Genomic DNA, 24,411 nt, shown 5'->3' with positions numbered 1-24,411 from the left:
AGGCCAGAGTTCGACTATTTCGCCGCGCCACCCTGGAACCAGGCAGCGATCTTCATCCGTTCGTCGTCGGTCATGTGGGTTACGTTACCAAGCGGCATCGCCTTCAGCGTCACTGCCTGTTGATAGATCCGCTGTGCGTTCTGCGAGATTTCATCCGGGGTATCGAGCAGCACGCCGGCGGGGGCGCTGCCCATCATCGTCGGATGCGCGGAGTGACATGCCACGCAGCGCTGTTGCAGCACAGGCGCAATGTCGGCCACTTTCAGCGTCGGCGCGTTGGCCGCCTGGGCTTGCGGCACCATCGGCTTCGGCATGGTCCAGAAGAGCGCGCCGAACATCAGTGCAATGCCGGCGAGCGGCAGATACCACAGCACCTGGCCGCGATGACGCATGACGAAGAACTGACGGATCAGCGCGCCGGCCAGCATGATGACAACGAGCACCGCCCAGTTGTACGGATGCGTGTAGGTCATCGCGTAGTGGTTCGACAGCATCGCGAACACCACCGGCAACGTGAAATACGTGTTGTGCACCGAGCGCTGTTTGCCGCGCTTGCCGTAGATCGGGTTCGGCGTGTCGCCCTTGAGCATCGCGTCGACCATCTTGCGCTGGCCGGGGATGATCACGAAGAACACGTTGGCCGACATGATCGTCGCGAGCATCGCGCCCATGATCAGATACGCCGCGCGTCCCGCGAAGATGTGACACGCGAGCCAGGCCGCGATCAGCACGTACACGCCGACGCAGATGCCGAGTACTTTGTCCTTGTTGCCGAGAATGCGGCACAACGAGTCGTACACGATCCAGCCGGCAGCCAGAAAGCCGAGTGCCGACGCGACGGCAACCACCGGTCCCATATCGAGCACGTTCTTGTCGATCAGATACGTGGACGGAGAAAACAGATACAGCACGGTGAAGAGACCGAAGCCCGACAGCCACGTGGTGTAAGACGGCCACTTCGACCAGTGCAGGTCGTCGGGCATTTCAGGCGGCGCGACAGTGTACTTCTGCATGTTGTAGAAGCCGCCGCCGTGTACGTGCCACAGTTCGCCGAACACGCCGCGCTTGCGCTGGTTCGGGTCGTGCGGCGGCTTCAGGCTGTTGTCGAGTGCGACGAAATAGAACGACTCGCCGATCCATGCAATTGCGGCGACGACGTGGAACCAGCGAATCGCAAGATTCAACCAGTCGGTGATAAAGCCTTCCATGAAACTCCTCCACTTCTGATTCGTTGTACACGCGGCGACGTTCGACGCCTTTTTGCGCCCGGCCGATAGACGAGGGCGGGCAGAGCGTCACCACGCGGACTGCGGGGTGAAAGACGCGGTGCGCTCAGTTCGCACGACGTCGTTGTTGTTAGGGGTTATTGAGCGGCGCCGTTCGGCGATACCTGTCAGCTGCCGCGATACGTGCTGTAAGACCACGGCGACACGAGCAACGGCACGTGATAGTGCGCAGCGGCGTCGGCGACGCCGAAGCGCAACACGACGCGATCCACGAAACGCGGCTCAGGTACCTTGGTACCGATCGAAGCGAAGTAGTCGCCGGCGGCGAACACCAGTTCGTACTCGCCTGCAACGAGCGCGTCGCCTTGCAGCAACGGTTCGTCGCAGCGGCCGTCGTCGTTGGTGATGGTGGTTTTCAGCGCACGGCGCGTGTCGCCCGTGAGCGCGAAGAGTTCGACCTTGATGCCGGCGCCGGGACGACCGTTCGCGGTGTCGAGCACATGGGTAGTGAGCTTTCCCATTCGCAATTTTCCTTGTGTGTTTGCGAGGTTTCGGCGGCAGCCCGATCCAGATACGTTTGCGGCGGATCGAGGCTCCACGTCAGTGGCTACATACCCGTCGGCGAATTGAAGCGAGCGCCGTTGCAGCCATTGTAGAAAGTTGTTCCGTCCAGCGCGGGCGCGATAAGAAAGATAATAGCTGGCGCATGACGGACAGTCTGCCGAAAGGCGCAGCGAGCAATCTCGCGCAGCCGTTGCAGCGCATGGCACTTCCGTTCGATCGTACCGGCGTCAAAAATGCCCCACTATATCGGCAGCCTGAAGATGGTTATCGCAACGGCGCGTGTTGTCAGCGTTATTTTGACGGCCGAAGGTTACGCCTGTGCGCCGCAGCAACGGCAGGCCCGATGGGCTTTGAGCGCGGCACACGTCCCGAAGACGGCGCAATACGCTGGGTAACCGGGCCAACGGCGTTCGACGGGACGCGGCGGCGCGGCTTACGCGCCGTCACATCGCGTTCGGACGACTTTGCACGGAAGCAATCAGGCGGAGAAACGGATGACGATGGAACACGCAGCACAACAAGCGGGCAAGCCGAACAGAACAATGCTGGTCAAGCACGCAGACGTGCTCGTCACGATGGACGGCGCACGGCGCGAACTGCGCGATGGCGGTCTCTATATCGAGGACAACCGCATCGTCGCGGTAGGTCCGACAGCGGATTTGCCGGAAACCGCCGACGAGGTGCTGGACATGCGCGGGCATCTGGTGATTCCCGGTCTCGTGAACACGCATCACCACATGTATCAGAGTCTGACGCGCGCGATTCCGGCCGCGCAGAACGCCGAGTTGTTCGGCTGGCTCACGAGCCTCTACAAAGTGTGGGCGAATCTCACACCGGAGATGATCGAAGTCTCCACATTGACGGCAATGGCCGAGTTGTTGCTGTCCGGTTGCACGACGTCGAGCGACCATCTGTATATCTATCCGAACGGCAGCCGGCTCGACGACAGCATCGCCGCGGCGCGGCGCATCGGCATGCGTTTTCATGCGGCGCGCGGCAGCATGAGCGTGGGTCAGAAAGACGGCGGCTTGCCGCCCGATTCGGTGGTCGAGCGTGAAGCGGACATATTGAAGGACACGAAGCGCCTCATCGAGACGTATCACGACGAGGGGCGTTACGCGATGCTGCGCGTGGTTGTCGCGCCATGCTCGCCGTTTTCAGTGAGCCGCGATCTGATGCGCGAGTCGGCGGCGATGGCGCGGCAATACGGCGTGTCTCTGCATACGCACCTCGCCGAGAACACGAACGACGTCGCGTATAGCCAGGAGAAGTTCGGCATGACGCCCGCACAGTATGCGGAAGACCTCGGCTGGGTCGGACGCGACGTGTGGCATGCGCACTGCGTGCAACTCGACGACGCGGGCATCGAACTGTTTGCGCGTACCGGCACGGGTGTCGCGCATTGTCCGTGCTCGAATATGCGGCTCGCGTCGGGTATCGCGCCCGTCAAGCGGATGCGGCTTGCGGGTGTGCCGGTGGGTTTGGGTGTGGACGGCTCGGCGTCGAACGACGGCGCGCAGATGGTCGCCGAAGTGCGCCAGGCGCTGCTATTGCAGCGAGTCGGCTTTGGTCCGGACGCGATGACGGCCCGCGAAGCGCTGGAGATCGCCACGCTCGGCGGCGCGAAGGTGCTCAACCGCGACGACATCGGCGCGCTTGCACCTGGCATGGCGGCGGACTTCGTGTCGTTCGACCTGCGTCAGCCGCTCTTTGCCGGCGCGTTGCACGACCCGGTCGCGGCGCTGGTGTTCTGCGCGCCGTCGCAGGTAAGCCATAGCGTGATTGGAGGCAACGTCGTCGTGAGGGACGGGCAATTGGCGACGCTCGAACTCGGTCCGGTGATCGAGCGGCATAACCGGCTGGCAAAGACGCTTTACGAAGCGGCGGCATGACATGAAGCGTCGCGGCGCCTGCGCACAATCACACACGCAAGCGCCGCCAGTGGGCAAACGTCAAACGTCTAACGTCTAACGTCTCAAGGTTTGTCGATCAGTGTCCTGGTCGCTTCGGCGACGAGGCTGCGCAGCCAGCGCACTTCATCTGAGTAATGCACGCGCTCGTGCCACAGCTGGTAGTACTGCATCGGCGGAAAGTCGAGCGGGGCGGGCACCACGGTCAGCGGCAGGAACTTGGCGTAGTAATCGGCGAAGAGGCGCGTCGTCGTAAAGATCAGGTCGGACTTGATCAGCACGTACGGCGCGAGATTGAAGTACGGCAGCGTGACGACCACGTGGCGTTTGAGCCGCTCGCGCGCGAGGTGCACGTCGATCGCGCCGCGCTGACCCACCGAGTACGGAGTCGGCGCGAGATGCGGGGCGTTCAGGTATTGGTCGAGCGTGAGCCCGCCGCGTTTGGCGAACGGATGCGCGTTGCTCATCAGGCAGACGATCTGATCGACGAACAGGTTCGACAGATGCAGTTGCTCAGGCGGCTCGGGCCAGTTGCCCACGACGATGTCGAGCTTGCCGTCTTCGAGCGCGAGTTCGTAGTCGAACGCGGGGCCGAGCGAGTGAAACTCGAGCGTCGCGTTCGGCGCCGCCTGGCGAAACCGCTCGACCACCGTCGGCACGAACAGCACGTTCAGGTAGTCCGGGCAGCCGATGCGGTAGCAGCGAATGGAAGTGGCCGGGTCGAAATTGTGTTGCTGGAACTTGATGCGTTCGATCTCGCGGAGCGCGTTTTGCACCGGTTCGAGGAGGCGCAGGCCGTATTCGGTGGGCACCATGCCGGATTTGCCGCGCACGAGCAGCGGGTCGCCGGTAATGTCGCGCAACCGGCGCAGCGCGGCGCTGATAGCGGGTTGCGACTGGTTCAGTTTGACGGCCGCGCGCGTGACGCTGCGTTCCATCAACAAGGTGTGCAAGACGCGCAGAAGGTAAGTATCGATCGCCTCGCGTTGCTGACTCATGACTTCTCCGAAATATATGTTCTGGCTGATCGAGTGGGGGCGTGGGTATATGCGTTTTAATATGAACGAAAAACGGCGTCAAGAGAGACATACCCGCAGAGCTTGCTGTGGCGCGGGTTTGCGGGAATTTTGGCCGCTCGACTGAGCGGGTCGAATTAGGTATTGTCATCCGGTTGTGGTGACGGATCGACCGCCGGCAAGGTGGACGACCGCGCAGCAACCGCAGTCACCGACGCACTACGGAATCACATGAGCGACTCTTTTTATAGCGACGGCGCCGCCGCGCAGCCGGCAACGAGGCCGGAACAGGCGGCGCCCCGGTTGATGCTCAAGGGCATCACCAAACAATATCCCGCCGTGCGGGCCAACGACGACGTCACGCTGATCGTCGCGCCGGGCGAGATCCACGCCGTGCTCGGCGAAAACGGCGCGGGCAAGAGCACGCTGATGAAGGTGATCTACGGCGCGGTGCGGCCCGATGCCGGAGAGATTCAATGGGAAGGCGAAGCGGTCGACATCGCGAGCCCCGCGGCCGCGCGCAAGCTCGGCATCGGCATGGTGTTTCAGCACTTTTCGCTGTTCGAAACGCTCACGGTCGGCGAAAACATCGCGCTTGCACTCGACGAACCCTTCGATCTCAAAGCGCTGTCCAAACGCATTCGCGAAGTCTCCGCCGACTACGGCCTCGACATCGACCCGCAGCGTCATGTGCATAGCCTGACGGTGGGCGAGCGGCAGCGCGTCGAAATCGTGCGTTGCCTGCTGCAGAACCCGCGTTTGCTGATCATGGACGAACCTACGTCCGTGCTCACGCCGCAAGCGGTGCGCAAACTCTTCGCGACGCTGCGGCGGCTCGCGGCCGAAGGCTGCAGCATTCTCTACATCAGCCACAAGCTCGATGAAATCCAGGAACTGTGCGACACGGCGACGGTGATGCGCGGCGGCCGTGTCACCGGCCACGTGAAGCCGAAAGAGGAAACCCATGCGTCGCTCGCGCAGTTGATGGTCGGCCATTCGCTGCCCGACTACACGCGTCGCGAGCACAATCCGGGCGCGGTGCTGCTCGATGTCAAGGCGTTGTCGGTGACGAGCGACGACCCGTTCGGCACGTCGCTCGAGAACGTGTCGTTCGCCGTTCACGCGGGCGAGATCTTCGGCATTGCGGGCGTCTCGGGCAACGGTCAGGCGGAATTGCTGTCGGCGCTCTCAGGAGAGAAGCGCGGCCTGCGAGCGGACGCCGTCACCATTTGCGGCAAGCCAGCGGGGCGGCTCGGCGCAGGCGGCCGGCGTGCGCTCGGCTTCGGCTTCGTGCCGGAAGAGCGCCTGGGCCGGGGTGCGGTGCCCGCAATGACGCTGTCCGAAAACGCGCTGCTCACCGCGCATCGTCAGAAGATGGTCAACTCGGGCTGGATCAACTCGGGCGCGATGCGAGCATTTGCCCGGCGCTGCATTGAAGCCTTCGATGTGCGATGCGGCGGCTCCGAGGCGCTCGCGCAAAGCCTGTCGGGTGGCAATCTGCAGAAGTACATCATGGGCCGCGAGATACTGCAGGCGCCGAAGGTGCTGGTGGTCGCGCAACCCACATGGGGCGTCGACGTGGGCGCGGCGGCCTTCATTCGCCAGCAGTTGCTCGATCTGTCGGCAAGCGGCGTGGCGATCCTCGTGATTTCCGAGGAACTCGAAGAACTGTTCGACATCTGCGATCGCATTGCGGTGCTCGCGGGCGGCAGGCTCTCGCCGGTACGCGCCACAGGCGCAACCAACGCCGAGGAAATCGGCCGCTGGATGGCGGGCCTTTTCGGTGGCCGCGAGGGCACGGCGCCTTCGGCGGAACAGCCGGCGCATGTTTGAGCCGCGGCATCTCTCGGCATCTGTCTCCGCGTCCGTTATCAGAACCCGAAAAAACACACGCTACCCATGATTCTTCCGTATCGACTCGAAGCGCGCACGACGCCCTCGCGCACCATGCAACTCGCCGTGCCGCTGATCGCGGCATTGCTCACACTCGCCATTGGCTTCGTGATTTTCGGCCTCGTCGGCCGCGATCCGCTGCAAGCGATGCACGCGTTCTTCATTGAACCGCTGTCGAGCGTGAACGGCTGGTCGGAGCTTCTGCTCAAGGCATCTCCGTTGTGCCTGATCGGTCTCGGGCTTGCGATCGGATATCGCGCGAATGTATGGAACATCGGCGCGGAAGGGCAGATGCTGCTCGGCGGCATTGCCGCGAGCGGCGTCGCGATCTATTTCGATCAGGCGACCGGCTGGTGGATTTTGCCACTGATGATGATCGCCGGCGTAATCGGCGGCATGCTGTGGGCAGCGATCCCCGCGCTGCTGAAAAGCCGTTTCAACACCAACGAGATTCTCGTGAGCCTCATGCTCACCTACGTGGCCACGCAACTGCTGATCTATCTGGTGAGCGGCCCATGGCGCGATCCGCAGGGCATGAATTTTCCGCTGTCGGAAATGTTCAGCGGCGACGCACTCTATCCGACCTTTTACGGCGACTGGCACTGGAAATGGCTGCGCGGCACGCGTCTGAATGCGTCGGTATTCGTCACGCTGATTGCGATCCCGCTCGTCTGGCTCTTCATGCGCAAAAGCTTTGCCGGCTACCGGATGAACGTCGGCGGTCTTGCGCCGCTTGCCGCCCGTTATGCAGGCTTCTCCGATAAGAAAACTATCTGGATGTCGCTTCTGATCAGCGGCGGACTCGCGGGCCTCGCGGGCATGGGCGAGATCGCCGGGCCTATCGGCCAGTTGCAGGCGACGTGGTCGCCGGGTTACGGCTTCACGGCAATCATCGTCGTGTTCGTCGGACGGCTGCATCCTGTCGGCATCGTGCTCGCAAGCCTGCTGATGGCGTTGCTGTATCTCGGCGGCGAAGCAGTGCAGACTTCGATGCAGTTGCCGCAGGCGCTCTCAGGCGTGTTCCAGGGACTGCTGCTGTTCTGCCTGCTCGGCGCCGATCTGTTCGTAAATTACCGCGTACGCCGGCGCTCCGTTGCCGCGCAAGCCCACTGACCCGTCTAACGCTTCGCTGCCGCAATCCATGGATATTCAACAAGCCAGCGCGCTCACTTCGAGCGCCGTCACCGCCGCGATTCCGCTGATGTTCGCGGGCGCGGGCGAACTCGTCACCGAAAAGTCGGGCGTTCTCAATCTCGGCGTGGAGGGCATGATGCTGATGGGCGCCGTGACCGGCTACGCGGTTACCGCGATCACCGGCAGCCCCTGGCTCGGCGTGCTCGCCGCGATCGGCGCGGGCCTCGCCATGTCGCTGCTGTTCGCGTTTCTCACGCTGACCATGCTCGCCAACCAGGTCGCCACGGGTCTGTCTCTGACCATCTTCGGCATCGGCCTGTCCGCGTATGTCGGCAAGCCGTACACGTCGGCGGCGGTACGCGCGACCATCGACACGTGGACTATTCCGGGTCTCTCGAAGATTCCGGTGCTCGGTCCCGCGCTTTTCAGTCTTACGCCGCTCGATTACCTCGCGTTTTTGATGTTCGCGGTAATCGGCTGGTTTCTGTATCGCACGCGCGCGGGGCTCGTGTTGCGCTCGGTCGGCGAGTCGCCGCAGGTCGCGCATTCGGTAGGCTTCCCGGTGGTAGGCGTGCGCTATGGCGCGGTCGCATTCGGCGGCGGCATGGCGGGACTGGCCGGCGGCTATTATTCGATCGTCAATCTGCACCTCTGGCAGGAGCAACTCACATCGGGCCGAGGCTGGATCGCGCTCGCGCTTGTCGTGTTCGCGACGTGGCGCCCGGGGCGCCTGCTGATCGGCGCGCTGCTGTTCGGCGCCGTGACCGGCCTGCAGTTCTACGCGCAGGCGATCGGCGTGCCGGTGCCGACGCAATTCCTCGCGATGCTGCCGTACGTCGCGACGGTCGTCGTGCTGGTGCTGATCTCGCGCAACCCGAACACGATCCGCCTGAACGCGCCGGCATCGCTTGGCAAGCCGTTTTTCTCGGCAGGCTGAGGATCGTCGGCACCGTCGGCAAGTGGTCCCCCAAATCTCAAATCAATCGATAAACACGACAGGAGAAAACATGAAGAGAAGAAATCTGCTGACCGCTTTTGCCTGGGGCGCGGCGTCGCTCGGGCTGGTTGCGTCGCTGCCGCAGGCCGCGCAAGCCGCGGACGCGCCGGGCGTGGCGTTCGTCTATCTGGGCAATCCGGGCGATGCCGGCTGGACGTTCGCGCACGATCAGGGTTCGAAGGAAGCCGAAGCGAAGTTCGGCAACAAGGTGAAGATCACGCGTATCGAGAACGTGCCGGAATCGGCCGACTCGGAGCGCGTATTCCGCGATCTGGCGAACAAGGGCAACAAGATCATCATCGGTTCGAGCTTCGGCTATCAGGACTTCGAACTCAAAGTCGCGAAGGACTTTCCGGACACCGTTTTCCTGCACGCAACCGGGTACAAGAAGGCGCCGAATTTCGGGACTTACGACGTGCGCATGTACCAGGGCGCATACCTCGCCGGCGTGGCCGCCGGCTACGTGACGAAGACGAACACGCTCGGCTTCGTCGCTTCGGTGCCGATTCCGGAAGTGGTTCGCAACATCAATGCGTACACCCTCGGCGCGCGCTCGGTGAATCCGAAAGTGCATACGAAGGTCATCTGGATCAATAGCTGGTTCGATCCGGGCAAGGAGAAGCAGGCCGCCGAAACGCTGATCGGCCAGGGCGCGGACGTGCTGTTGCAAAACACGGATTCGAGCGCGACGCTCGCGACCGCATCCGAGAAACATGTGCACGCGTTCGGCTGGGATTCGGACATGAAAAAGTTCGGCCCGAGCGCGCATCTGGGTTCGGTGGTCGCGCACTGGGGCGTGTACTACAACGCGGCGATCCAGCAGGTGCTCGACGGCAAATGGAAGAACGACCCGGTGTGGTGGGGCATTCCGCAGAAGGCCGTCGATCTGGAAGACCTGAACACGTCGGCGATTCCGGCTGACGCGCAGAAGAAGGTCGCCGCGAAGCGCGACGAACTGGCGGGCGGCAAGTGGGATGTGTTCGCCGGTCCGATCAAGGACCAGTCCGGCACGGTGAAGGTGCCGGCCGGCAAGACGCTGACCGATCCGGAATTGCAACGTCTGAACTGGTACGTGGAAGGCGTGGACGGTTCGTTGCCGAAATAACCGCTACATTGCGGCGGGCCCCCGCCGCATGAAAAGACTGCCGGAGCCGCGTCCGCTACGGACGCGGCTCTTCCGGTTTCAGTCGGGCGCTGTCCGGCGGCTCTACGTCGCCGGCGCTAGCCGCATCAATCGTCGATGCGCAAGCCCACTTTGATCGTCACCTGCCAGAAGGCGACTTTGTCGTTTTCGATCTGGCCCCGGGTTTCCGTCACTTCGAACCAGTGCAGATTGCGCAGCGTTTTCGACGCCTTCGCAATGGCGGTGCTGATGGCGTCGTCAATCGATTTCGGCGATGAGCCGGTCAGTTCGATCTGCTTGTAGACGTGGTCTGACATGAGGTCTCTCCTTTGATCTTCGTTGGCGTTCAGAAAGTATAGGTAACGCGCACGGGTAAAACGTCAGTCGCGTGACGATCCGATGTTGCACGGCGCGTGCCCGCTCAACGAGGCCGGAAGGGCCGATGCCGCTATTTGCCGCGTGCCTGGCGCCTTCTGATCGTGTTGAACGGCGCGCGGACAGGCCGACGCGAGCCGGGTTTCGGCGTTCATCGACATTTTGCAGACGCCGCGCGCCGTCACCGGCCGGCCACGCATCGCGCGTGGGCTGGTTTCGCGATAACCTGCTAAAATATTGGGTTTTTCGCCGATATCACATTCAAAGGGACGCGCCGTGCTGTCTACTGCCAACATCACCATGCAATTCGGGCCAAAGCCCCTGTTCGAGAACATCTCGGTCAAATTCGGGGGAGGGAACCGCTATGGCCTGATCGGTGCAAACGGCTGCGGCAAGTCCACCTTCATGAAAATCCTGGGTGGCGATCTGGAGCCGAGCTCGGGCAACGTGATGCTCGAGCCGAACGTGCGCCTCGGTAAATTGCGCCAGGACCAGTTCGCGTATGAAGATGTGCGCGTGCTCGACGTCGTGATGATGGGCCACGCAGAAATGTGGGCCGCCATGACCGAGCGCGACGCGATCTACGCGAACCCCGACGCGACCGACGACGACTACATGCACGCGGCCGAACTCGAAGCGAAGTTCGCCGAATACGACGGCTACACCGCCGAGGCGCGCGCGGGCGAACTGCTGCTCGGCATCGGTATCGCGATTGAGGACCACAACGGCCCCATGAGCAACGTCGCGCCTGGCTGGAAGCTGCGCGTGCTGCTCGCGCAGGCGCTGTTCTCGAAGCCGGACGTGCTGCTGCTCGACGAGCCGACCAACAACCTGGACATCAACTCGATCCGCTGGCTGGAAGACGTGCTCAACCAGTACAACTCGACGATGATCATCATCTCGCACGATCGACACTTCCTGAACCAGGTCTGTACGCACATGGCCGACATGGACTTCGGCACGCTGAAGGTCTATCCGGGCAATTACGACGACTACATGCTGGCCAGCACGCAGGCGCGCGAGCGTCAGCAGAACGCGAATGCGAAGGCGAAGGAGCGTGTCGCCGACCTGCAGGACTTCGTGCGTCGCTTCTCCGCGAACAAGTCGAAGGCGCGCCAGGCAACCAGCCGTCTGAAGATGATCGACAAGATCAAGATCGAGGAATTCAAGCCGTCGTCGCGGCAGAATCCGTTTATTCGCTTCGAGTTCGAAAAGAAGCTGCACAACATCGCGGTGGTCGCGGACAGCATCTCGAAGAAGTACGAGCGCACCATCTTCAACAATTTCAGCATCAGCGTGCAGCCTGGTGAGCGGATCGCAATCATCGGCGAGAACGGCGCAGGCAAGACCACGCTGTTGCGCTCGCTGCTCGGCAATCTGCAACTCGATCACGGCACGGTGAAGTGGGCCGAGAACGCGAACGTCGGCTACATGCCGCAGGACACGTACGAAGAGTTTCCGAACGACGTCACCTTGATGGACTGGATCGACTCCTATCGCAAGGAAGGCGACGACGAGCAGATGGTGCGCGGCACGCTGGGCCGTCTTCTGTTCAATGCCGACGACATCCGCAAGTCGGTCAAGGTGCTGTCGGGCGGCGAGAAGGGCCGCATGATCTGGGGCAAGCTGATGCTGGGCCGCCATAACGTGCTGCTCATGGACGAGCCGACCAACCACATGGACATGGAATCGATCGAGTCGCTGCAAATCGCGCTCGACAAGTTCGAAGGCACATTGATTTTCGTGTCGCACGACCGCGAGTTCGTGAGCGGCCTGGCCAACCGGATCATCGAAGTGAAGACCGACGGCACGCTGAACGACTTCGGCGGGAATTATGAAGACTTCCTGGCGAGCCAAGGCGTGCAGTAAGCGTCTGACAAGCAGGGTTGGCGAAGCCATTGACCGTCGGGTTTGCCCCGTCGGAAACATGGCTTCCAAGAACGGCGGTCCGGCATGCCTGTGCATGTCGGACCGCCGTTTTTCATTTGGCCGGCGGCTGGCCCGATGACAGGATCGTGCTTAGCTTCGTGCCGCCAATCGATTCGCAATCCGCCTGCCTCGGTTCCGTCCATTGCACGGCGACGCCGCGCACTACGGGGCGTACCATCCGCCACGGCCAGAAGCCGAAGCGCTGCGAACCGCTGTACTCGACGATCGCATCGGCTCCGCGCAGTTGCGCATACTCCGCCATTTTCGGAAGGATGTCCGCGACGCCGCCGTAGGTGCCTTTGCCGATCTTTACGTTCTTGATGACCTTGTACTTCTGACTCGCCGGCGGCAACCGTGCAAAGAAGCAGAAGTTGCCAAGGCCTGCGGGAAGATCGGCCACTGGATGCGCGGCCTCTTTCGTGAGGTCCAGTTCGGCTTCAGATGCCGCGTCCGGCGCGGATTCCGCCGCGCGCGCGGTGCCTGCTGTCACGGCGATAGCCATCAGCGCGGCGATCAGCGAAAGTTTCGGATGTCGTGTGGGGTTCATGTTGGTCTCGACGTCTAACGCCACGGAGCGGGCGCTTTCTTTTGAAGCCGGATAGTAAGCGAGCGCGGCGCTATTGGCTACCCGGCTTCCAGACCAAGGCGCCGGCGCGTTCGTCGCGACGCTGATTACAATAGGACCATCAATGTCCGCAGACAGAGGCCGACCATCATGAAGACCTACGACAAACTCTATATCGACGGAAAATGGATTGCGCCCTGTGGCACCGGCACGATCGACGTGGTGGATTCGGGCACCGAGGAAGTCATGGGGCGCATTCCCGAGGGCGTCGAAGCCGATGCCGAAAGCGCGATTGCCGCCGCCCGCGTGGCCTTCGACGGCTGGGCCGCGACGCCCGCTGCGCAGCGCGGCGAGTATTTACGGCGCATTGCCGAAAACCTGAAAGCGCGCACCGATGAACTGGCTGCGCTGATCGCGGGCGAAGTAGGCATGCCGCTGAAGCTCTCGCGTGCCATTCAGGTGGGCAGCCCCGTGTACAACTGGAACGCGTATGCGAAACTCGCCGGCGAATTCGAATTCGAGACGCGCGTCGGCAATTCGCTTGTCGTGCGCGAACCGGTCGGCGTGGTCGCCGCCATCACGCCTTGGAATTACCCGCTCAATCAGATCACGCTGAAGGTGGCGGCGGCGCTCGCCGCCGGTTGCACCGTCGTGCTCAAGCCTTCGGAAATCGCGCCTTTGAATGCCTTTGTGCTCGCCGAGGCGATTCACGAAGCCGGGCTGCCTGCCGGCGTGTTCAATCTGGTCAGCGGTTACGGACCCGTCGTCGGCGAGATTCTCGCGAGTCATCCATCGGTCGATATGGTGTCGTTCACCGGTTCCACGCGCGCGGGCAAGCGTGTGGCGGAACTGGCGTCGGCGACGATCAAGCGCGTCGCGCTCGAACTGGGCGGCAAGTCGGCCTCGGTGATTCTCGACGACGCCGATTTCGCCGCCGCGGTGAAAGGCACCGTCGGCGCGTGCTTTCTGAACTCGGGGCAAACGTGCTCCGCGCACACACGCATGCTGGTCCCCGAGGCTCGCTACGACGAAGCGCGAGCGCTCGCGAAACAGGTGGTCGAGACATATGCAGCCGGCGATCCGCGCGACGAGAAAACGCGCCTCGGGCCACTGGCATCGGCGGCGCAGCAGGCGCGCGTGCAGCAATACATCGCCAAAGGAGTCGAGGAGGGCGCCGAACTGGTGACCGGCGGCGCGGGGCTGCCCGACGGCGTGTCGAAAGGCTTCTTCGTCAAGCCTACTGTGTTCGGCCGGGTGCATCCCAAAGCGACGATCGCGCAAGAGGAGATCTTCGGCCCGGTCTTGTCTATTCTGACTTACAAGGACGAAGAAGAGGCGATTCGGATTGCCAACGATTCGCCGTATGGACTGGGCGGCGCGGTGTGGGCGGGCAGCGACGAGCGCGCCCAAGGTGTTGCGCGCCGCATCCGTACAGGCCAGATCGACATCAACGGCGGCGCATGGAATATGGCCGCGCCGTTCGGCGGCTTCAAGCAATCGGGCTTTGGACGCGAAAACGGCGTCTACGGGCTCGAGGAATACCTCGAGCTCAAATCGATGCAGTTCAAAGTTTGATCCGGATGACCGGCGTCAAACAGCCGGCGCGCGCGCGAACGTCATTCGCGCGTTGCTTGACCTGACGCAACCCCGGCTGCGCCCGACGGACGATGATCGGCGATTCGCTAATCGTCCGTCGGATCAGTCATGCTCCAGTCTCACTCCTTTTCACCGCTAGTTATCCGCGGCCGCTCGCTACTGCCGATCGTGCAGGGCGGCATGGGCGTCGGTATCTCAGCGCACCGGCTCGCAGGCAGCGTCGCACGCGAGGGCGCGCTCGGCACCATTGCCAGCATCGATCTGCGCCATCACCATCCGGACCTCGTCGAGCGTTGCAGCCGGTCGGCCGATCACGCCACGCTGGAACAGGCCAACCTCACGGCGCTCGCACGCGAAATCCACGCGGCGAAGGCGCTCAGCAAAGGCCGCGGCATGATCGCCGTCAACGTGATGAAGGCGGTCAGCGCGCAGGCCGATTACGTCCGCGTGGCTTGCGAAAGCGGCGCCGATGCAATCGTGATGGGCGCGGGTCTGCCGCTCGACCTGCCGGAGATGACCCAAGGCTACGATATCGCGCTGATTCCGATCCTGTCGGACAGCCGCGGCGTTGCGCTCGTGCTCAAAAGGTGGATGAAAAAAGGCCGCTTGCCCGACGCTGTCGTAATAGAACATCCGGCCCACGCGGGCGGTCATCTGGGCGTCGCGAACATCGCCGATATGAACGATCAGCGCTTTGACTTCGTGCGGATTCTGCAGGAGCTCGACGCCGTATTCGTCTCTCTCGGGCTCGATCGCAAGCAGGTGCCTTTGATCCTCGCGGGCGGCATCAATAGCCATGAGGCCGTGCGCGCGCTGCTCAACGCGGGGGCGAACGGTGTGCAACTCGGCACGCCGTTCGCCGTGACCGAGGAAGGCGACGCGCATCCGAATTTCAAGCGCGTGCTCGCTGACGCGGCGCCGGAAGATATCGTCGAATTCGTCAGCGTGACCGGCTTGCCCGCCCGCGCGGTGAAAACGCCATGGCTCACGCGCTATTTGCGGCATGAAAGCAGGATTCGCGACAAGGTCGGCGCGCTCAAACACGCGTGCCCGACGGCGCTCGAGTGTCTGAGCGTGTGTGGCTGGCGCGACGGCGTGGAGAAGTTCGGCCATTTCTGCATCGACACGCGGCTCGCGGCGGCCTTGCGCGGCGACGTAGCGAATGGTCTCTTTTTCCGCGGTAAAGAAGCGCTGCCGTTTGGCCCGGCGATTCGCAGCGTGCACGATCTGCTCGAACTGCTGCTGACCGGCGTGACGCGACCGGCTGTCGCAGGGCGCTGCGCTTTCTCGCCCGGTTGACGGGAGTCAACTTGCCGCGCGGCTAGAGCTTCGACAATCCCCGCACATGACCAACAATCGGGGAAGTAGATGAAACTCTCGCTCAACAGGATCAGGACCGCCGCCGTTGCATCGAGCCTGCTATTCGCGGCCGCGGTAGCGCCCCAGGCACATGCTGCCGGCGACGACACACTGAGCGGCATTCACGCCGGCGATGTGCTCGTGCGTCTACGCGCGATCAGCATCGTGCCGAACGTGGACACGACCGGCACGCTGTCCGCGCTGAACGTCGGCGTCAACAACGCAACCGTGCCTGAACTGGATCTGACCTACATGATCCGCGACTATCTCGGCGTCGAATTGATTCTCGGCACGTCGCGTCATCAGCTCACGTCGAGCGTCGGCGGTCTGGGCGGCGTAAACGTATTGCCGCCGACATTGCTGCTGCAATATCACTTCAATCACGCGGGGCGCGTGCGTCCGTATGTCGGCGCGGGTCTGAACTACACGCTGTTCTACAACAACGGTCTGCACGTCGGCGCGCAGCCGGTGTCGATCAGCAATCACAGTTTCGGTCCGGCGTTGCAGGCGGGCGTCGACGTCCAGGTGACGAAGTCGTTCTTCGTGAACGCGGACATCAAGAAAATCTGGATGCACACGGACGCGTCGCTCAACGGTCAGCCGCTTGGCCGCGTGAGCATCGATCCGGTGGTGGTGGGGCTAGGTGTGGGTATGCGCTTCTAGTCGCTTCTGGGCGCTTCTAGTCGCATCGTGCCGGCATCAAGCGAGCTTTGCCGGAACATTCTGCATGACTATTCCGGCGAAGTTTCAAAGCTTGTCGTTCTGAAAGCGCATGGCTGTGCCTTCCTGCTCGATGCGTACCCACACGGCCCGCTTTTCTTCGTCGCTGAGAAAAACCCAGTTCGACACTTCGCCAGCGGTGCGGCCGCAGCCTTTGCAGATGTCGTCGAACAGCGTGGAACACACGCCGATGCACGGGCTGTCGGGAAGAGCGTGGAGATTGGAAGCCATCGGAAACCTTGCAGCAGGGAAGCGGAGTTCCGCTATGTTAACCGATACGAAGCATGAGGCCCGCCGAGCCGTGCAGCGTATCGAAAAGTGCAGTCAGTTGCACGTCGGCTAGCGTATCGACAAGCACAGCGGCCCACACGCGCCGCTGCCTCCTCCACAGTGTCACCGCGCAATGCTGTAACCGATGCGCGCCATCCAGTGCTGACGGTTGTTGTAGTCGAGCAGGTCTTCGCCGTAGCCGTTGAAGTAGCCGATCCATAAGTAGCCGCCCCACGCGCTGCCCAGCAGCTTTGCGAGCGGATAGGTGAACTGCGTATCCACGCTGCCGTACCAGTGCTTGGTGCCTTTGCGCAGCGTGGTCGCAAGCTGCCAGCCGTCCGGGCTGCCGTACTTGACGAGCAGATCGACATAGCCCCGATAGTCCGCGATGTCGGGGTTACTTTCCTTGCCGAAGTAATAGTAGATTTTCGGCGACACCGTCAGATGGTTGGCCGTCAGATCGCCGAATTCCCACGTCGGGCGGATGAACGGCATGTTGATGCTGCGCGAATCGGCTCCACCCTTGCCGTTCGATTCATGCGCGACGCCTGCGGCGAAGCCCATCCGCGTAAAGAGCGGACTGCGCCAGCCCGTGTCCGGCACGTAGTAGAACAGTTGCGGCGAGTAGGTGGTGTCGCGGAACGGCCGGGATTCGGCGGACAGATCCCATATCGACGTCTGCGTGTACGCGAAGTACAGGTTGTCGATGAACGCCTTCGAGCGCAGGTCGTCGGGAATGCGCAATCGATACTTGAAGCTCAGTTGCAGCCGCGCGTTGGTGTCGCCGTTGTGGCCGACGGCGAAGTACATCGGCTCGTAGTAGGAGACGTGCGCGAACACGCCGCGTCCGGTGGTCGACAGAGAGTCGCCGGGCGGCGAGATGGCGTCGCCCGTGGGGCCGTCGAGCGCCGCCGCCGTCGCCGCGGCTTGCGCAGGCGTGCTGGCCTCGCTCTCGCTGCGCTCGGCCTGCGCAATCGCCTCCTGCTGCGGACCGCGATTTATCACGACGAGCGCCGGCGATGCATCGAAGCCGACCGGATCGATACGCATCTCGCCGCGCGCCGATTCCGGCCACGGCGCTGAAAAACGCACTTTACGAAACTGCCCCGGCCGCAGGCGCAGCGTGTCGGGCACGCCCGCTTCCCGCGCGAGTTCGAGCGGCTGCGGCGCTTGTTCGCCGCCGGTCAGATTCACGCGCAAGGTTTGCGGCACGGTGACGGTTAATGGGTGGCCGTCGTCGGCGGAATAGAGCAGCGTAAGCTGCAACGGCTCACGGGCCGCCGCGATGCGCGCGGGCTGCAGCATCGCGACTGTGGCGGCAGCCTCGCCCGGCAACGCGCCTGACAATGCGAAGACGGCGAAAGCCAGTGTGAGTCTGTTGCGGCGTGGAAAGAGATGAGCGCGGCGAATCGTCACGAAGATGCGGCGAGCAAAACGGTCGAATGAAGCAACAAGGTGCATGGGCTGTCGTCCAGGAGCGAGGCTGCGAGCGAAACGGCGCGGCGCGTCTCGAATGAGATCAAGCGCGGCGCCTGCTTTCGCCGCCGCGTCGATGCGAGAGGCGAGGAGGTGGCAAAAGAATGGCTGCCGGGCGGCTACGAGAACCGCAGGCAGCCACCGTGATTCACAGCAGCACGGTGCGGCGGCTCGGCAATCGGCGGCGCCGCACAGGTTGAAATACTAAAAGATTATTTACAACTTGACTGCAACCGTCGGCGAATTTGCATCACAAGCGGGTCTAACGCCGAGGCGCCCTCAATTGCCGAACGCGACCTGCCACAGCAGTGCTCCGTTGAGCATGATGATGAAGGTGGCCGACATCCACGCCAGCACCAGCGCTACGCCGTGCACTCGCCAGCCGCGCATCAGACGTGCATCCGATGCGTAACGGATCAACGGTACGACCGCCAGCGGCAATTGCAGGCTCAGCACGACCTGGCTTGCGACCAGCAACTGGTTGGAGCCCTCCTGGCCGTACATCGTCACGGCCACCAGCGCCGGTCCGATCGCCAGCGCGCGCGTGAGCAGCGCGCGTTTCCAGCGCGGCAGGCGCAGTTGCAGGAAGCCCTCCATGACCGCCTGGCCCGCCAGCGTGCCGGTCACGGTCGCGCTCAGGCCGCATGCCAGCAGCGCCGAAGCGAACAGAATCCCGGCCCAGTGCGTGCCCAGCAGCGGCGCAATCAGGCGGTGAGCGTCCGCCAGATCGGTGACGTCGCGATGGCCGCTCGCATGAAAGACGGCCGCCGCGACGATCAGCAGCGCCGCATTGATCACGAAGGCAAAGAGGAGCGAGCCGATGGTGTCGATATTGACGACATGCAACGCGGCCTTGATCTGCGCGTCGCTGCTGTCGGGCGCGTGATGCTTGACGAGCGACGAGTGCAAATAGAGGTTGTGCGGCATCACCGTCGCGCCGACGATGCCCGCCGCGAGCCACACCATCCCCGCGTTGCGCAATAGCTCGAGGCTCGGCGCCGTGCCCGCCAGCGCCGCATGCCAGTCGGGCCGCGCGAGCGCCAGTTCGATCACGAAGCACAAGCCGACGAAACCGATCAGCGCCGCGATCACCGCTTCCAGCTTGCGGCCGCCTTTCTGCTGAAGCGCGAGCAGCGCGAATGTGCAGACAGCCGACATCAGCACACCGACAGTCAGCGACACTCCCAGTAGCAATTGCAGCGCGACGGCGCTGCCGACGACCTCGGCGACGTCGCAGGCGATGATCGCGACCTCGCTCGTCAGCCACAGAAAGATCGTGCGGCGCCGCCCCGAATGTTCGCGGCAAACCTGCGCGAGGTCGCGCCCGGTTACGACGCCCAGGCGCGACGACAGCCATTGCAGCAGCATTGCCATCATGCTCGCGAGCACGACCATGCCCAGCAACTGATAGCCATAGCCGGCGCCCGCGCCGAGCGCCGTGGCCCAGTTGCCGGGATCGATATAGCCGACCGCGATCAGCGCCCCGGCGCCGACGAACGAGAACCAGTGCGCGGGTCCTTTTTCGGGTAGACGTCGACGGCGGTTAGGGCGCAGCGCGAACGGATTGGTGTTCATGGATGCCTGAGGTCAAAGACTGCCTGTTTCCGCAAGGCCCGTGCCCGCGGGGCTTGTGTGAGCCCCGAGCCTGCCACGCGGCGAGCCTCGCAGAGAGGCTTGCCGCGCGCTGCCGGGTCTCGCGGGCGCCCGCACGCACGCTACCGGGAGTCAGCCGTCGCGATCTGCGCCTGTCAGCCATTGTGCTCCGTCGCACGGCATTGCGCCGTCGGGCGATGTCGGCGTAAAGCCAGCGGCATTGCGGCGTCCGGCCAGGCGGCGCCAAGCGCCCGCGCTGGCCGGCCCGCAGCCTTACTCCGGCGGCAACTTCGCAGCGTGCCGCGCGCCGGGGTTTTTTTCGGGTAGACACGCGCTCATAACCCGCTAAAATTGCGCCCATTTTCCGGCGGCGCGGCATACGCTGTACCGTTTGCGCGACAATGCGGCGTTTTTTTTGGACCGCGCAATAATTGGTGGTAGTTTTCGGGTTTTTCAGGGGAGCCGTGGGGCGCTGCGTTCGCACCGCGCCGCGGCATGCGTGAGGACGGCCGGTTCGGACCGGTCAGGATCGGAGAACGGGATGAAAAGACGGGTAGTGGGGCAAGTGGCTGCGCTGGTCTTGTGCGCGGCGCCGTGGCTGACGGCGGCAGCGAAGGATACGCAGCTCAACGTGTATAACTGGTCCGATTACATCGCCAAGGACACCATTCCGAACTTCACCAAGCAGACCGGCGTCCAGGTCAAATACGACAACTACGACAGCGACGACACGCTGCAAGCCAAGCTTCTGACCGGCAATTCCGGTTACGACATCGTCGTGCCGACGAGCAATTACGCGGGCAAACAGATCGCAGCGGGCATCTTCTCGCCGCTCGACAAATCGAAACTGCCGAACCTGAAGTACCTCGACCCTTCGCTGATGTCGCTCGTCGCGGGCGCGGATCCGGACAACAAGTTCACGGTGCCTTGGGCTTATGGCACGACCGGACTTGGCTACAACGTCACGAAGGCGCAGCAGATCCTCGGCAAGAACGTGCCGCTGGATAACTGGGACATTCTGTTCAAGCCGGAAAACATCTCGAAGCTGAAGGCGTGCGGCGTGTCCGTGCTCGACGCGCCGGATCAGATGTTCGCCGCCGCGCTGCACTACATCGGCAAGGATCCGATGAGCACGAACCCGGCCGACTACCGCGCCGCGCTCGCCATGCTCAAGAAGATCCGTCCGTACATCACGCAGTTCAACTCGTCGGGTTATATCAACGACCTGGTCGGCGGTGACGTGTGCTTCGCATACGGCTGGTCCGGCGACGTCGTGATCGCCAAGCATCGCGCGATCGAAGCGAAGAAAGCGTACAAGATCGAGTACTACATTCCGAAGGGCGGCGCGCCCGTGTGGTTCGACGTGATGGCGATTCCGAAAGACGCGAAGCACAAGGAAGCCGCGCTGGAGTGGATCAACTACATCGAAACGCCGCAGGTCCACGCCGCGATCACCAACGCCGTCTACTATCCGAGCGCGAATCTCGAAGCGCGCAAGTACGTGGACAAGGACGTCGCGAACGATCCGGCTGTCTACCCGCCGCCCGACGTCATCAAGACGTTGTTCCTGCTCAAGCCGCTGCCGCCTGAAGTCCAGCGGCTGCAGACGCGGCTCTGGACCGAGTTCAAGTCCGGCCGCTAACCCGGCCGGGTGAATGGGTAAGCATCATCAAGAAGCCCTCGGTGTCCACCGGGGGCTTTGTTCGTCAAACGCCGGAGTAAAGCATTGTGATGAGTAGTGAGCAGTCGGGCGCGCTGGACCGGGAGGCCGCGCCGTCCGCTGGCGGCAACGCCGCGATGAACGACGCAGCCGAGAACTTCGTGCAGATCGTCGACGTCGTGAAAAAATTCGGCGAGACCGTGGCGGTCAAGCAGGTCAACCTGTCGGTGAAGAAGGGCGAATTGTTCGCGCTGCTCGGCAGTTCCGGCTGTGGCAAGTCCACGTTGCTGCGTATGCTGGCCGGACTCGAGACCGTGACCTCCGGCAAGATCCTGATCGACGGCGAGGACCTTGCGCAACTGCCGCCGTATCGCCGGCCGGTCAACATGATGTTTCAGTCGTATGCGCTTTTTCCGCATATGACGGTCGAATCGAACGTCGCGTTCGGTCTGAAGCAGGAAGGCGTGCCCAAGGCGGAATTGAAGGACCGCGTGCAGACTGCGCTCGAACTCGTGCAGATGGGCCGCTTCGCAAACCGCAAGCCGCATCAGCTTTCGGGCGGACAGCAGCAACGTGTCGCGCTGGCGCGCTCTCTCGTGAAGCGGCCCAAGCTGTTGCTGCTCGACGAGCCGATGTCCGCGCTCGACAAACAGATCCGTCAACGCACGCAGATTGAACTTGTCAACATTCTCGACTCGGTCGGTGTGACCTGCATCATGGTGACGCACGATCAGGAAGAAGCCATGACGATGGCGGGGCGCCTCGCCGTGATGAGCGAAGGCGAGATCGTGCAGCTCGGCACGCCGCACGAGGTGTACGAGTATCCGAATAGCCGCTTTTCGGCGGAGTTCATCGGCTCGACGAATCTGTTCGAAGGACATACGGTCGAAGACGAGCCCGATCACGTCTTTATCGAAACGCCCGATCTCACTTGCCGCCTGTATGTCAATCACGGCATTACCGGTCCGCTCGGCATGCCGGTGACGATTTCCGTGCGGCCGGAGCGCATTGCGCTGACGCGTAAGCCGCCTGAGGGCGCATACAACTGGGGCAAGGGCGTCGTCACCAATATCGCTTACATGGGCGGCTATTCGCTGTACCACGTTAAGCTCGACAGCGGCAAAACGGTGATCGCCAATGTGACGAGCCTCGCGCTCACCGAGATCGATCCGCCGACCTGGGGCGACGAGGTGTACGTGCGCTGGAGCGCTTCGGCCGGTGTGGTGCTCACGTCATGAAGCGCCAGTTCAATTCGTTGGTCAACTGGCCGGTGCGGCGCTTCAACCTGACTGGCCGCACCGCGGTCGTGGCCGGTCCGTTCGTCTGGCTGCTGCTGTTTTTTCTCGTGCCGTTTCTACTGGTCGTCAAGATCAGCTTTGCCGATCTGCAGCTCGGCATTCCGCCGTACACCGAACTGACGAGTTTCGTGGACGGCGCAATCAACCTCAAGCTCGACCTGTCGCATTACGCGTTTCTCGTCACGGACAGCCTGTACTTTGCGACGTATGTGAATTCGGTGGTGGTTGCTGCGATCTCGACGCTGCTGTGTCTGCTTATCGGCTATCCGATGGCCTATTACATCGCGCGTTCGGATCCGGCGCGTCGCAATCTGCTGATGATGGCCGTGATGCTGCCGTTCTGGACGTCGTTCCTGATTCGCGTTTATGCGTGGATCGGCATTCTGAAGAACAACGGCTTGCTGAATAATTTCCTGATGTCGATCGGTCTGATTCATTCGCCGATCGAGCTGTATCACACCAATACCGCCGTCTATATCGGCATGGTGTATTCGTATCTGCCGTTTCTCGTGATGCCTCTGTATGCGCACCTGGTGAAAATGGACATGACTTTGCTGGAGGCCGCATACGACCTCGGCGCGAAGCCCTGGAAAGCGTTCTGGCAAATTACGTTGCCGCTCTCGAAGAATGGCATTATCGCCGGTTGCCTTCTCGTGTTTATTCCGGCGGTGGGCGAGTACGTCATTCCCGAGTTGTTAGGCGGCGCGAATACGCTGATGATCGGCCGCGTGATGTGGAATGAGTTCTTTGACAATGCGGACTGGCCGATGGCTTCCGCTGTGACGTGTGCAATGGTGCTGCTGCTGTTGGTGCCGATGGCGTTTTTCCAGTATGCGCAGGCGAAGGCAATGGAGGAACGACGCTAATGAAGCCGAACCGGATTTTGCAGTTCACCGCGTTGGCGTTGGGCTTTCTGTTTCTGTATGTGCCCATTGTCAGTCTGATCGTCTATTCGTTCAACGAATCGCAACTGGTCACCGTATGGACGCGCTTTTCGACGCGCTGGTACGCGGCGTTATTGCAGGACGACGAGTTGATCGCTGCGGCGTGGCTCTCGTTGAGGGTGGCGGTGCTGACGGCGTTTGCGTCGGTGATTATCGGCACATGGGCGGGCTTCGTGCTCGCGCGCATGGGGCGGTTTCGCGGCTTCACGCTTTATACCGGCATGATCAATGCGCCGCTGGTGATTCCTGAGGTGATTCAGGGTATTTCGTTGCTGTTGCTGTTTATCGAAATGGCGAAGTGGCTCGGATGGCCGGCCGGGCGCGGCATATTCACGATCTGGATCGGACACGTGATGCTGTGCATTTCGTACGTGGCGATCATCGTGCAGTCGCGCGTGAAGGAGTTGCATCCTTCGCTGGAGGAAGCGGCGCTCGATCTCGGGGCGACGCCGCTTCGCGTGTTTTTCTCGATCACGTTGCCGTTGATTTCGCAGGCGCTGGTGTCGGGGTGGTTGTTGTCGTTCACGTTGTCGATCGACGATCTGGTTTTGTCCGCGTTCCTGTCGGGGCCTGGGTCGACGACTTTGCCGCTGGTGGTTTTCTCGCGCGTCCGGCTCGGCTTGAATCCGGAGATGAATGCGTTGGCGACGCTGTTTATTGCGGTGGTGTCCGTTGGGGTCGTGGCGGTTAATTATTTTATGCAGCGGGCGGAGAGGAGGAGGGTGCAGGTTGCCTAGGGTTTTATGATTTTCGATTGTGCTTT

At 62.5% G+C, this 24,411-nt stretch carries 22 protein-coding genes; 13 read left to right on the top strand and 9 right to left on the bottom strand.

All coding sequences use genetic code 11. The annotated features are described in order from the left end of the window. Positions 1-14: 14 nt before the first annotated feature. A complete protein-coding gene (locus tag J2W46_RS24925; protein WP_087753202.1) occupies positions 15-1,208 on the bottom strand; it encodes a urate hydroxylase PuuD in 1,194 nt (397 codons plus the stop codon). 185 nt (positions 1,209-1,393) lie between these two features. Continuing rightward, complete coding sequence (gene uraH / locus J2W46_RS24920; RefSeq protein WP_020070174.1) at positions 1,394-1,747, bottom strand: hydroxyisourate hydrolase; 354 nt, start codon at positions 1,745-1,747, stop codon at positions 1,394-1,396. A 537-nt stretch (positions 1,748-2,284) separates the two neighbouring features. On the opposite strand from uraH, the gene J2W46_RS24915 reads away from it, so the two are divergent. Further along, positions 2,285-3,682, top strand: coding sequence for an 8-oxoguanine deaminase (locus J2W46_RS24915; protein ID WP_310357111.1), 1,398 nt, complete (start codon positions 2,285-2,287; stop codon positions 3,680-3,682). A gap of 83 nt (positions 3,683-3,765) precedes the next feature. Here J2W46_RS24915 and J2W46_RS24910 read toward each other — a convergent pair whose 3' ends face one another. Continuing rightward, positions 3,766-4,698, bottom strand: coding sequence for a LysR substrate-binding domain-containing protein (locus tag J2W46_RS24910; protein WP_007181594.1), 933 nt, complete (start codon positions 4,696-4,698; stop codon positions 3,766-3,768). A gap of 249 nt (positions 4,699-4,947) precedes the next feature. Here J2W46_RS24910 and J2W46_RS24905 point away from each other — a divergent pair, with 249 nt between their 5' ends. The 4 genes from J2W46_RS24905 to J2W46_RS24890 all read left to right on the top strand — a co-directional run bounded on the left by J2W46_RS24905 (position 4,948) and on the right by J2W46_RS24890 (position 9,845). Continuing rightward, complete coding sequence (locus J2W46_RS24905) at positions 4,948-6,549, top strand: ABC transporter ATP-binding protein (RefSeq protein WP_027777221.1); 1,602 nt, start codon at positions 4,948-4,950, stop codon at positions 6,547-6,549. Positions 6,550-6,615: 66 nt separating this feature from the next. Then, positions 6,616-7,722, top strand: coding sequence for an ABC transporter permease (locus J2W46_RS24900; protein WP_087753198.1), 1,107 nt, complete (start codon positions 6,616-6,618; stop codon positions 7,720-7,722). Between the two features lie 28 nt (positions 7,723-7,750). Further along, positions 7,751-8,680, top strand: coding sequence for an ABC transporter permease (locus J2W46_RS24895; RefSeq protein ID WP_020070179.1), 930 nt, complete (start codon positions 7,751-7,753; stop codon positions 8,678-8,680). 70 nt (positions 8,681-8,750) lie between these two features. Further along, entirely contained in the window at positions 8,751-9,845 is a 1,095-nt protein-coding gene (locus J2W46_RS24890) for a BMP family ABC transporter substrate-binding protein (protein WP_087753197.1), read from the top strand. Between the two features lie 125 nt (positions 9,846-9,970). On the opposite strand, the gene J2W46_RS24885 is transcribed toward J2W46_RS24890, so the two are convergent. Then, positions 9,971-10,180 (bottom strand): dodecin, encoded by a 210-nt coding sequence (locus J2W46_RS24885; RefSeq protein WP_020070181.1) that lies wholly within the window; start codon positions 10,178-10,180, stop codon positions 9,971-9,973. A gap of 63 nt (positions 10,181-10,243) precedes the next feature. Then, positions 10,244-10,540, bottom strand: coding sequence for a hypothetical protein (locus tag J2W46_RS24880; protein ID WP_310357103.1), 297 nt, complete (start codon positions 10,538-10,540; stop codon positions 10,244-10,246). Here J2W46_RS24880 and J2W46_RS24875 point away from each other — a divergent pair. Next, positions 10,515-12,107 carry an ABC-F family ATPase gene (locus tag J2W46_RS24875; RefSeq protein ID WP_027804968.1) on the top strand — a complete coding sequence of 531 codons (1,593 nt, stop codon included), beginning with the start codon at positions 10,515-10,517 and terminating at the stop codon, positions 12,105-12,107. The genes J2W46_RS24880 and J2W46_RS24875 overlap by 26 nt on opposite strands. Positions 12,108-12,219: 112 nt before the next feature. Here J2W46_RS24875 and J2W46_RS24870 read toward each other — a convergent pair whose 3' ends face one another. Then, positions 12,220-12,714: a hypothetical protein gene (locus J2W46_RS24870; RefSeq protein ID WP_087753196.1), complete on the bottom strand. Its 495-nt coding sequence runs from the start codon at positions 12,712-12,714 to the stop codon at positions 12,220-12,222. 168 nt (positions 12,715-12,882) lie between these two features. Between J2W46_RS24870 and J2W46_RS24865 the strand changes: the two genes are divergently transcribed. The 3 genes from J2W46_RS24865 to J2W46_RS24855 all read left to right on the top strand — a co-directional run bounded on the left by J2W46_RS24865 (position 12,883) and on the right by J2W46_RS24855 (position 16,350). Further along, positions 12,883-14,307, top strand: a complete 1,425-nt coding sequence (locus J2W46_RS24865; protein WP_310357100.1) for an aldehyde dehydrogenase family protein — start codon at positions 12,883-12,885, stop codon at positions 14,305-14,307. A 129-nt stretch (positions 14,308-14,436) separates the two neighbouring features. Then, a complete protein-coding gene (locus J2W46_RS24860) occupies positions 14,437-15,627 on the top strand; it encodes an NAD(P)H-dependent flavin oxidoreductase (protein WP_310357096.1) in 1,191 nt (396 codons plus the stop codon). Between the two features lie 69 nt (positions 15,628-15,696). Then, positions 15,697-16,350 (top strand): OmpW/AlkL family protein, encoded by a 654-nt coding sequence (locus J2W46_RS24855; protein ID WP_310357094.1) that lies wholly within the window; start codon positions 15,697-15,699, stop codon positions 16,348-16,350. A gap of 84 nt (positions 16,351-16,434) precedes the next feature. Here J2W46_RS24855 and J2W46_RS24850 read toward each other — a convergent pair whose 3' ends face one another. The 3 genes from J2W46_RS24850 to J2W46_RS24840 form a co-directional block, all read right to left on the bottom strand. Next, positions 16,435-16,638 (bottom strand): DUF1289 domain-containing protein, encoded by a 204-nt coding sequence (locus J2W46_RS24850; RefSeq protein WP_020070188.1) that lies wholly within the window; start codon positions 16,636-16,638, stop codon positions 16,435-16,437. Between the two features lie 162 nt (positions 16,639-16,800). Next, complete coding sequence (locus J2W46_RS24845; RefSeq protein ID WP_310357092.1) at positions 16,801-18,138, bottom strand: phospholipase A; 1,338 nt, start codon at positions 18,136-18,138, stop codon at positions 16,801-16,803. 294 nt (positions 18,139-18,432) lie between these two features. Beyond that, positions 18,433-19,728, bottom strand: a complete 1,296-nt coding sequence (locus J2W46_RS24840; protein ID WP_310357089.1) for an Nramp family divalent metal transporter — start codon at positions 19,726-19,728, stop codon at positions 18,433-18,435. A gap of 559 nt (positions 19,729-20,287) precedes the next feature. Between J2W46_RS24840 and J2W46_RS24835 the strand changes: the two genes are divergently transcribed. The 4 genes from J2W46_RS24835 (at position 20,288) to J2W46_RS24820 (ending at position 24,385) form a co-directional block, all read left to right on the top strand. After that, positions 20,288-21,388, top strand: coding sequence for a polyamine ABC transporter substrate-binding protein (locus J2W46_RS24835; protein WP_027804970.1), 1,101 nt, complete (start codon positions 20,288-20,290; stop codon positions 21,386-21,388). 155 nt (positions 21,389-21,543) lie between these two features. After that, a complete protein-coding gene (locus J2W46_RS24830; RefSeq protein WP_251031782.1) occupies positions 21,544-22,644 on the top strand; it encodes an ABC transporter ATP-binding protein in 1,101 nt (366 codons plus the stop codon). Next, complete coding sequence (locus tag J2W46_RS24825; RefSeq protein ID WP_020070194.1) at positions 22,641-23,570, top strand: ABC transporter permease subunit; 930 nt, start codon at positions 22,641-22,643, stop codon at positions 23,568-23,570. The genes J2W46_RS24830 and J2W46_RS24825 overlap by 4 nt, the downstream gene beginning before the upstream one ends. Further along, entirely contained in the window at positions 23,570-24,385 is an 816-nt protein-coding gene (locus tag J2W46_RS24820) for an ABC transporter permease subunit (RefSeq protein WP_131318980.1), read from the top strand. The genes J2W46_RS24825 and J2W46_RS24820 overlap by 1 nt, the downstream gene beginning before the upstream one ends. Positions 24,386-24,411: the final 26 nt, after the last annotated feature.

It is taken from the genome of Paraburkholderia strydomiana (assembly GCF_031456815.1).
GTDB classification, from domain to species: domain Bacteria; phylum Pseudomonadota; class Gammaproteobacteria; order Burkholderiales; family Burkholderiaceae; genus Paraburkholderia; species Paraburkholderia caledonica.
This window is presented reverse-complemented; position numbering and strand designations above follow the sequence as displayed.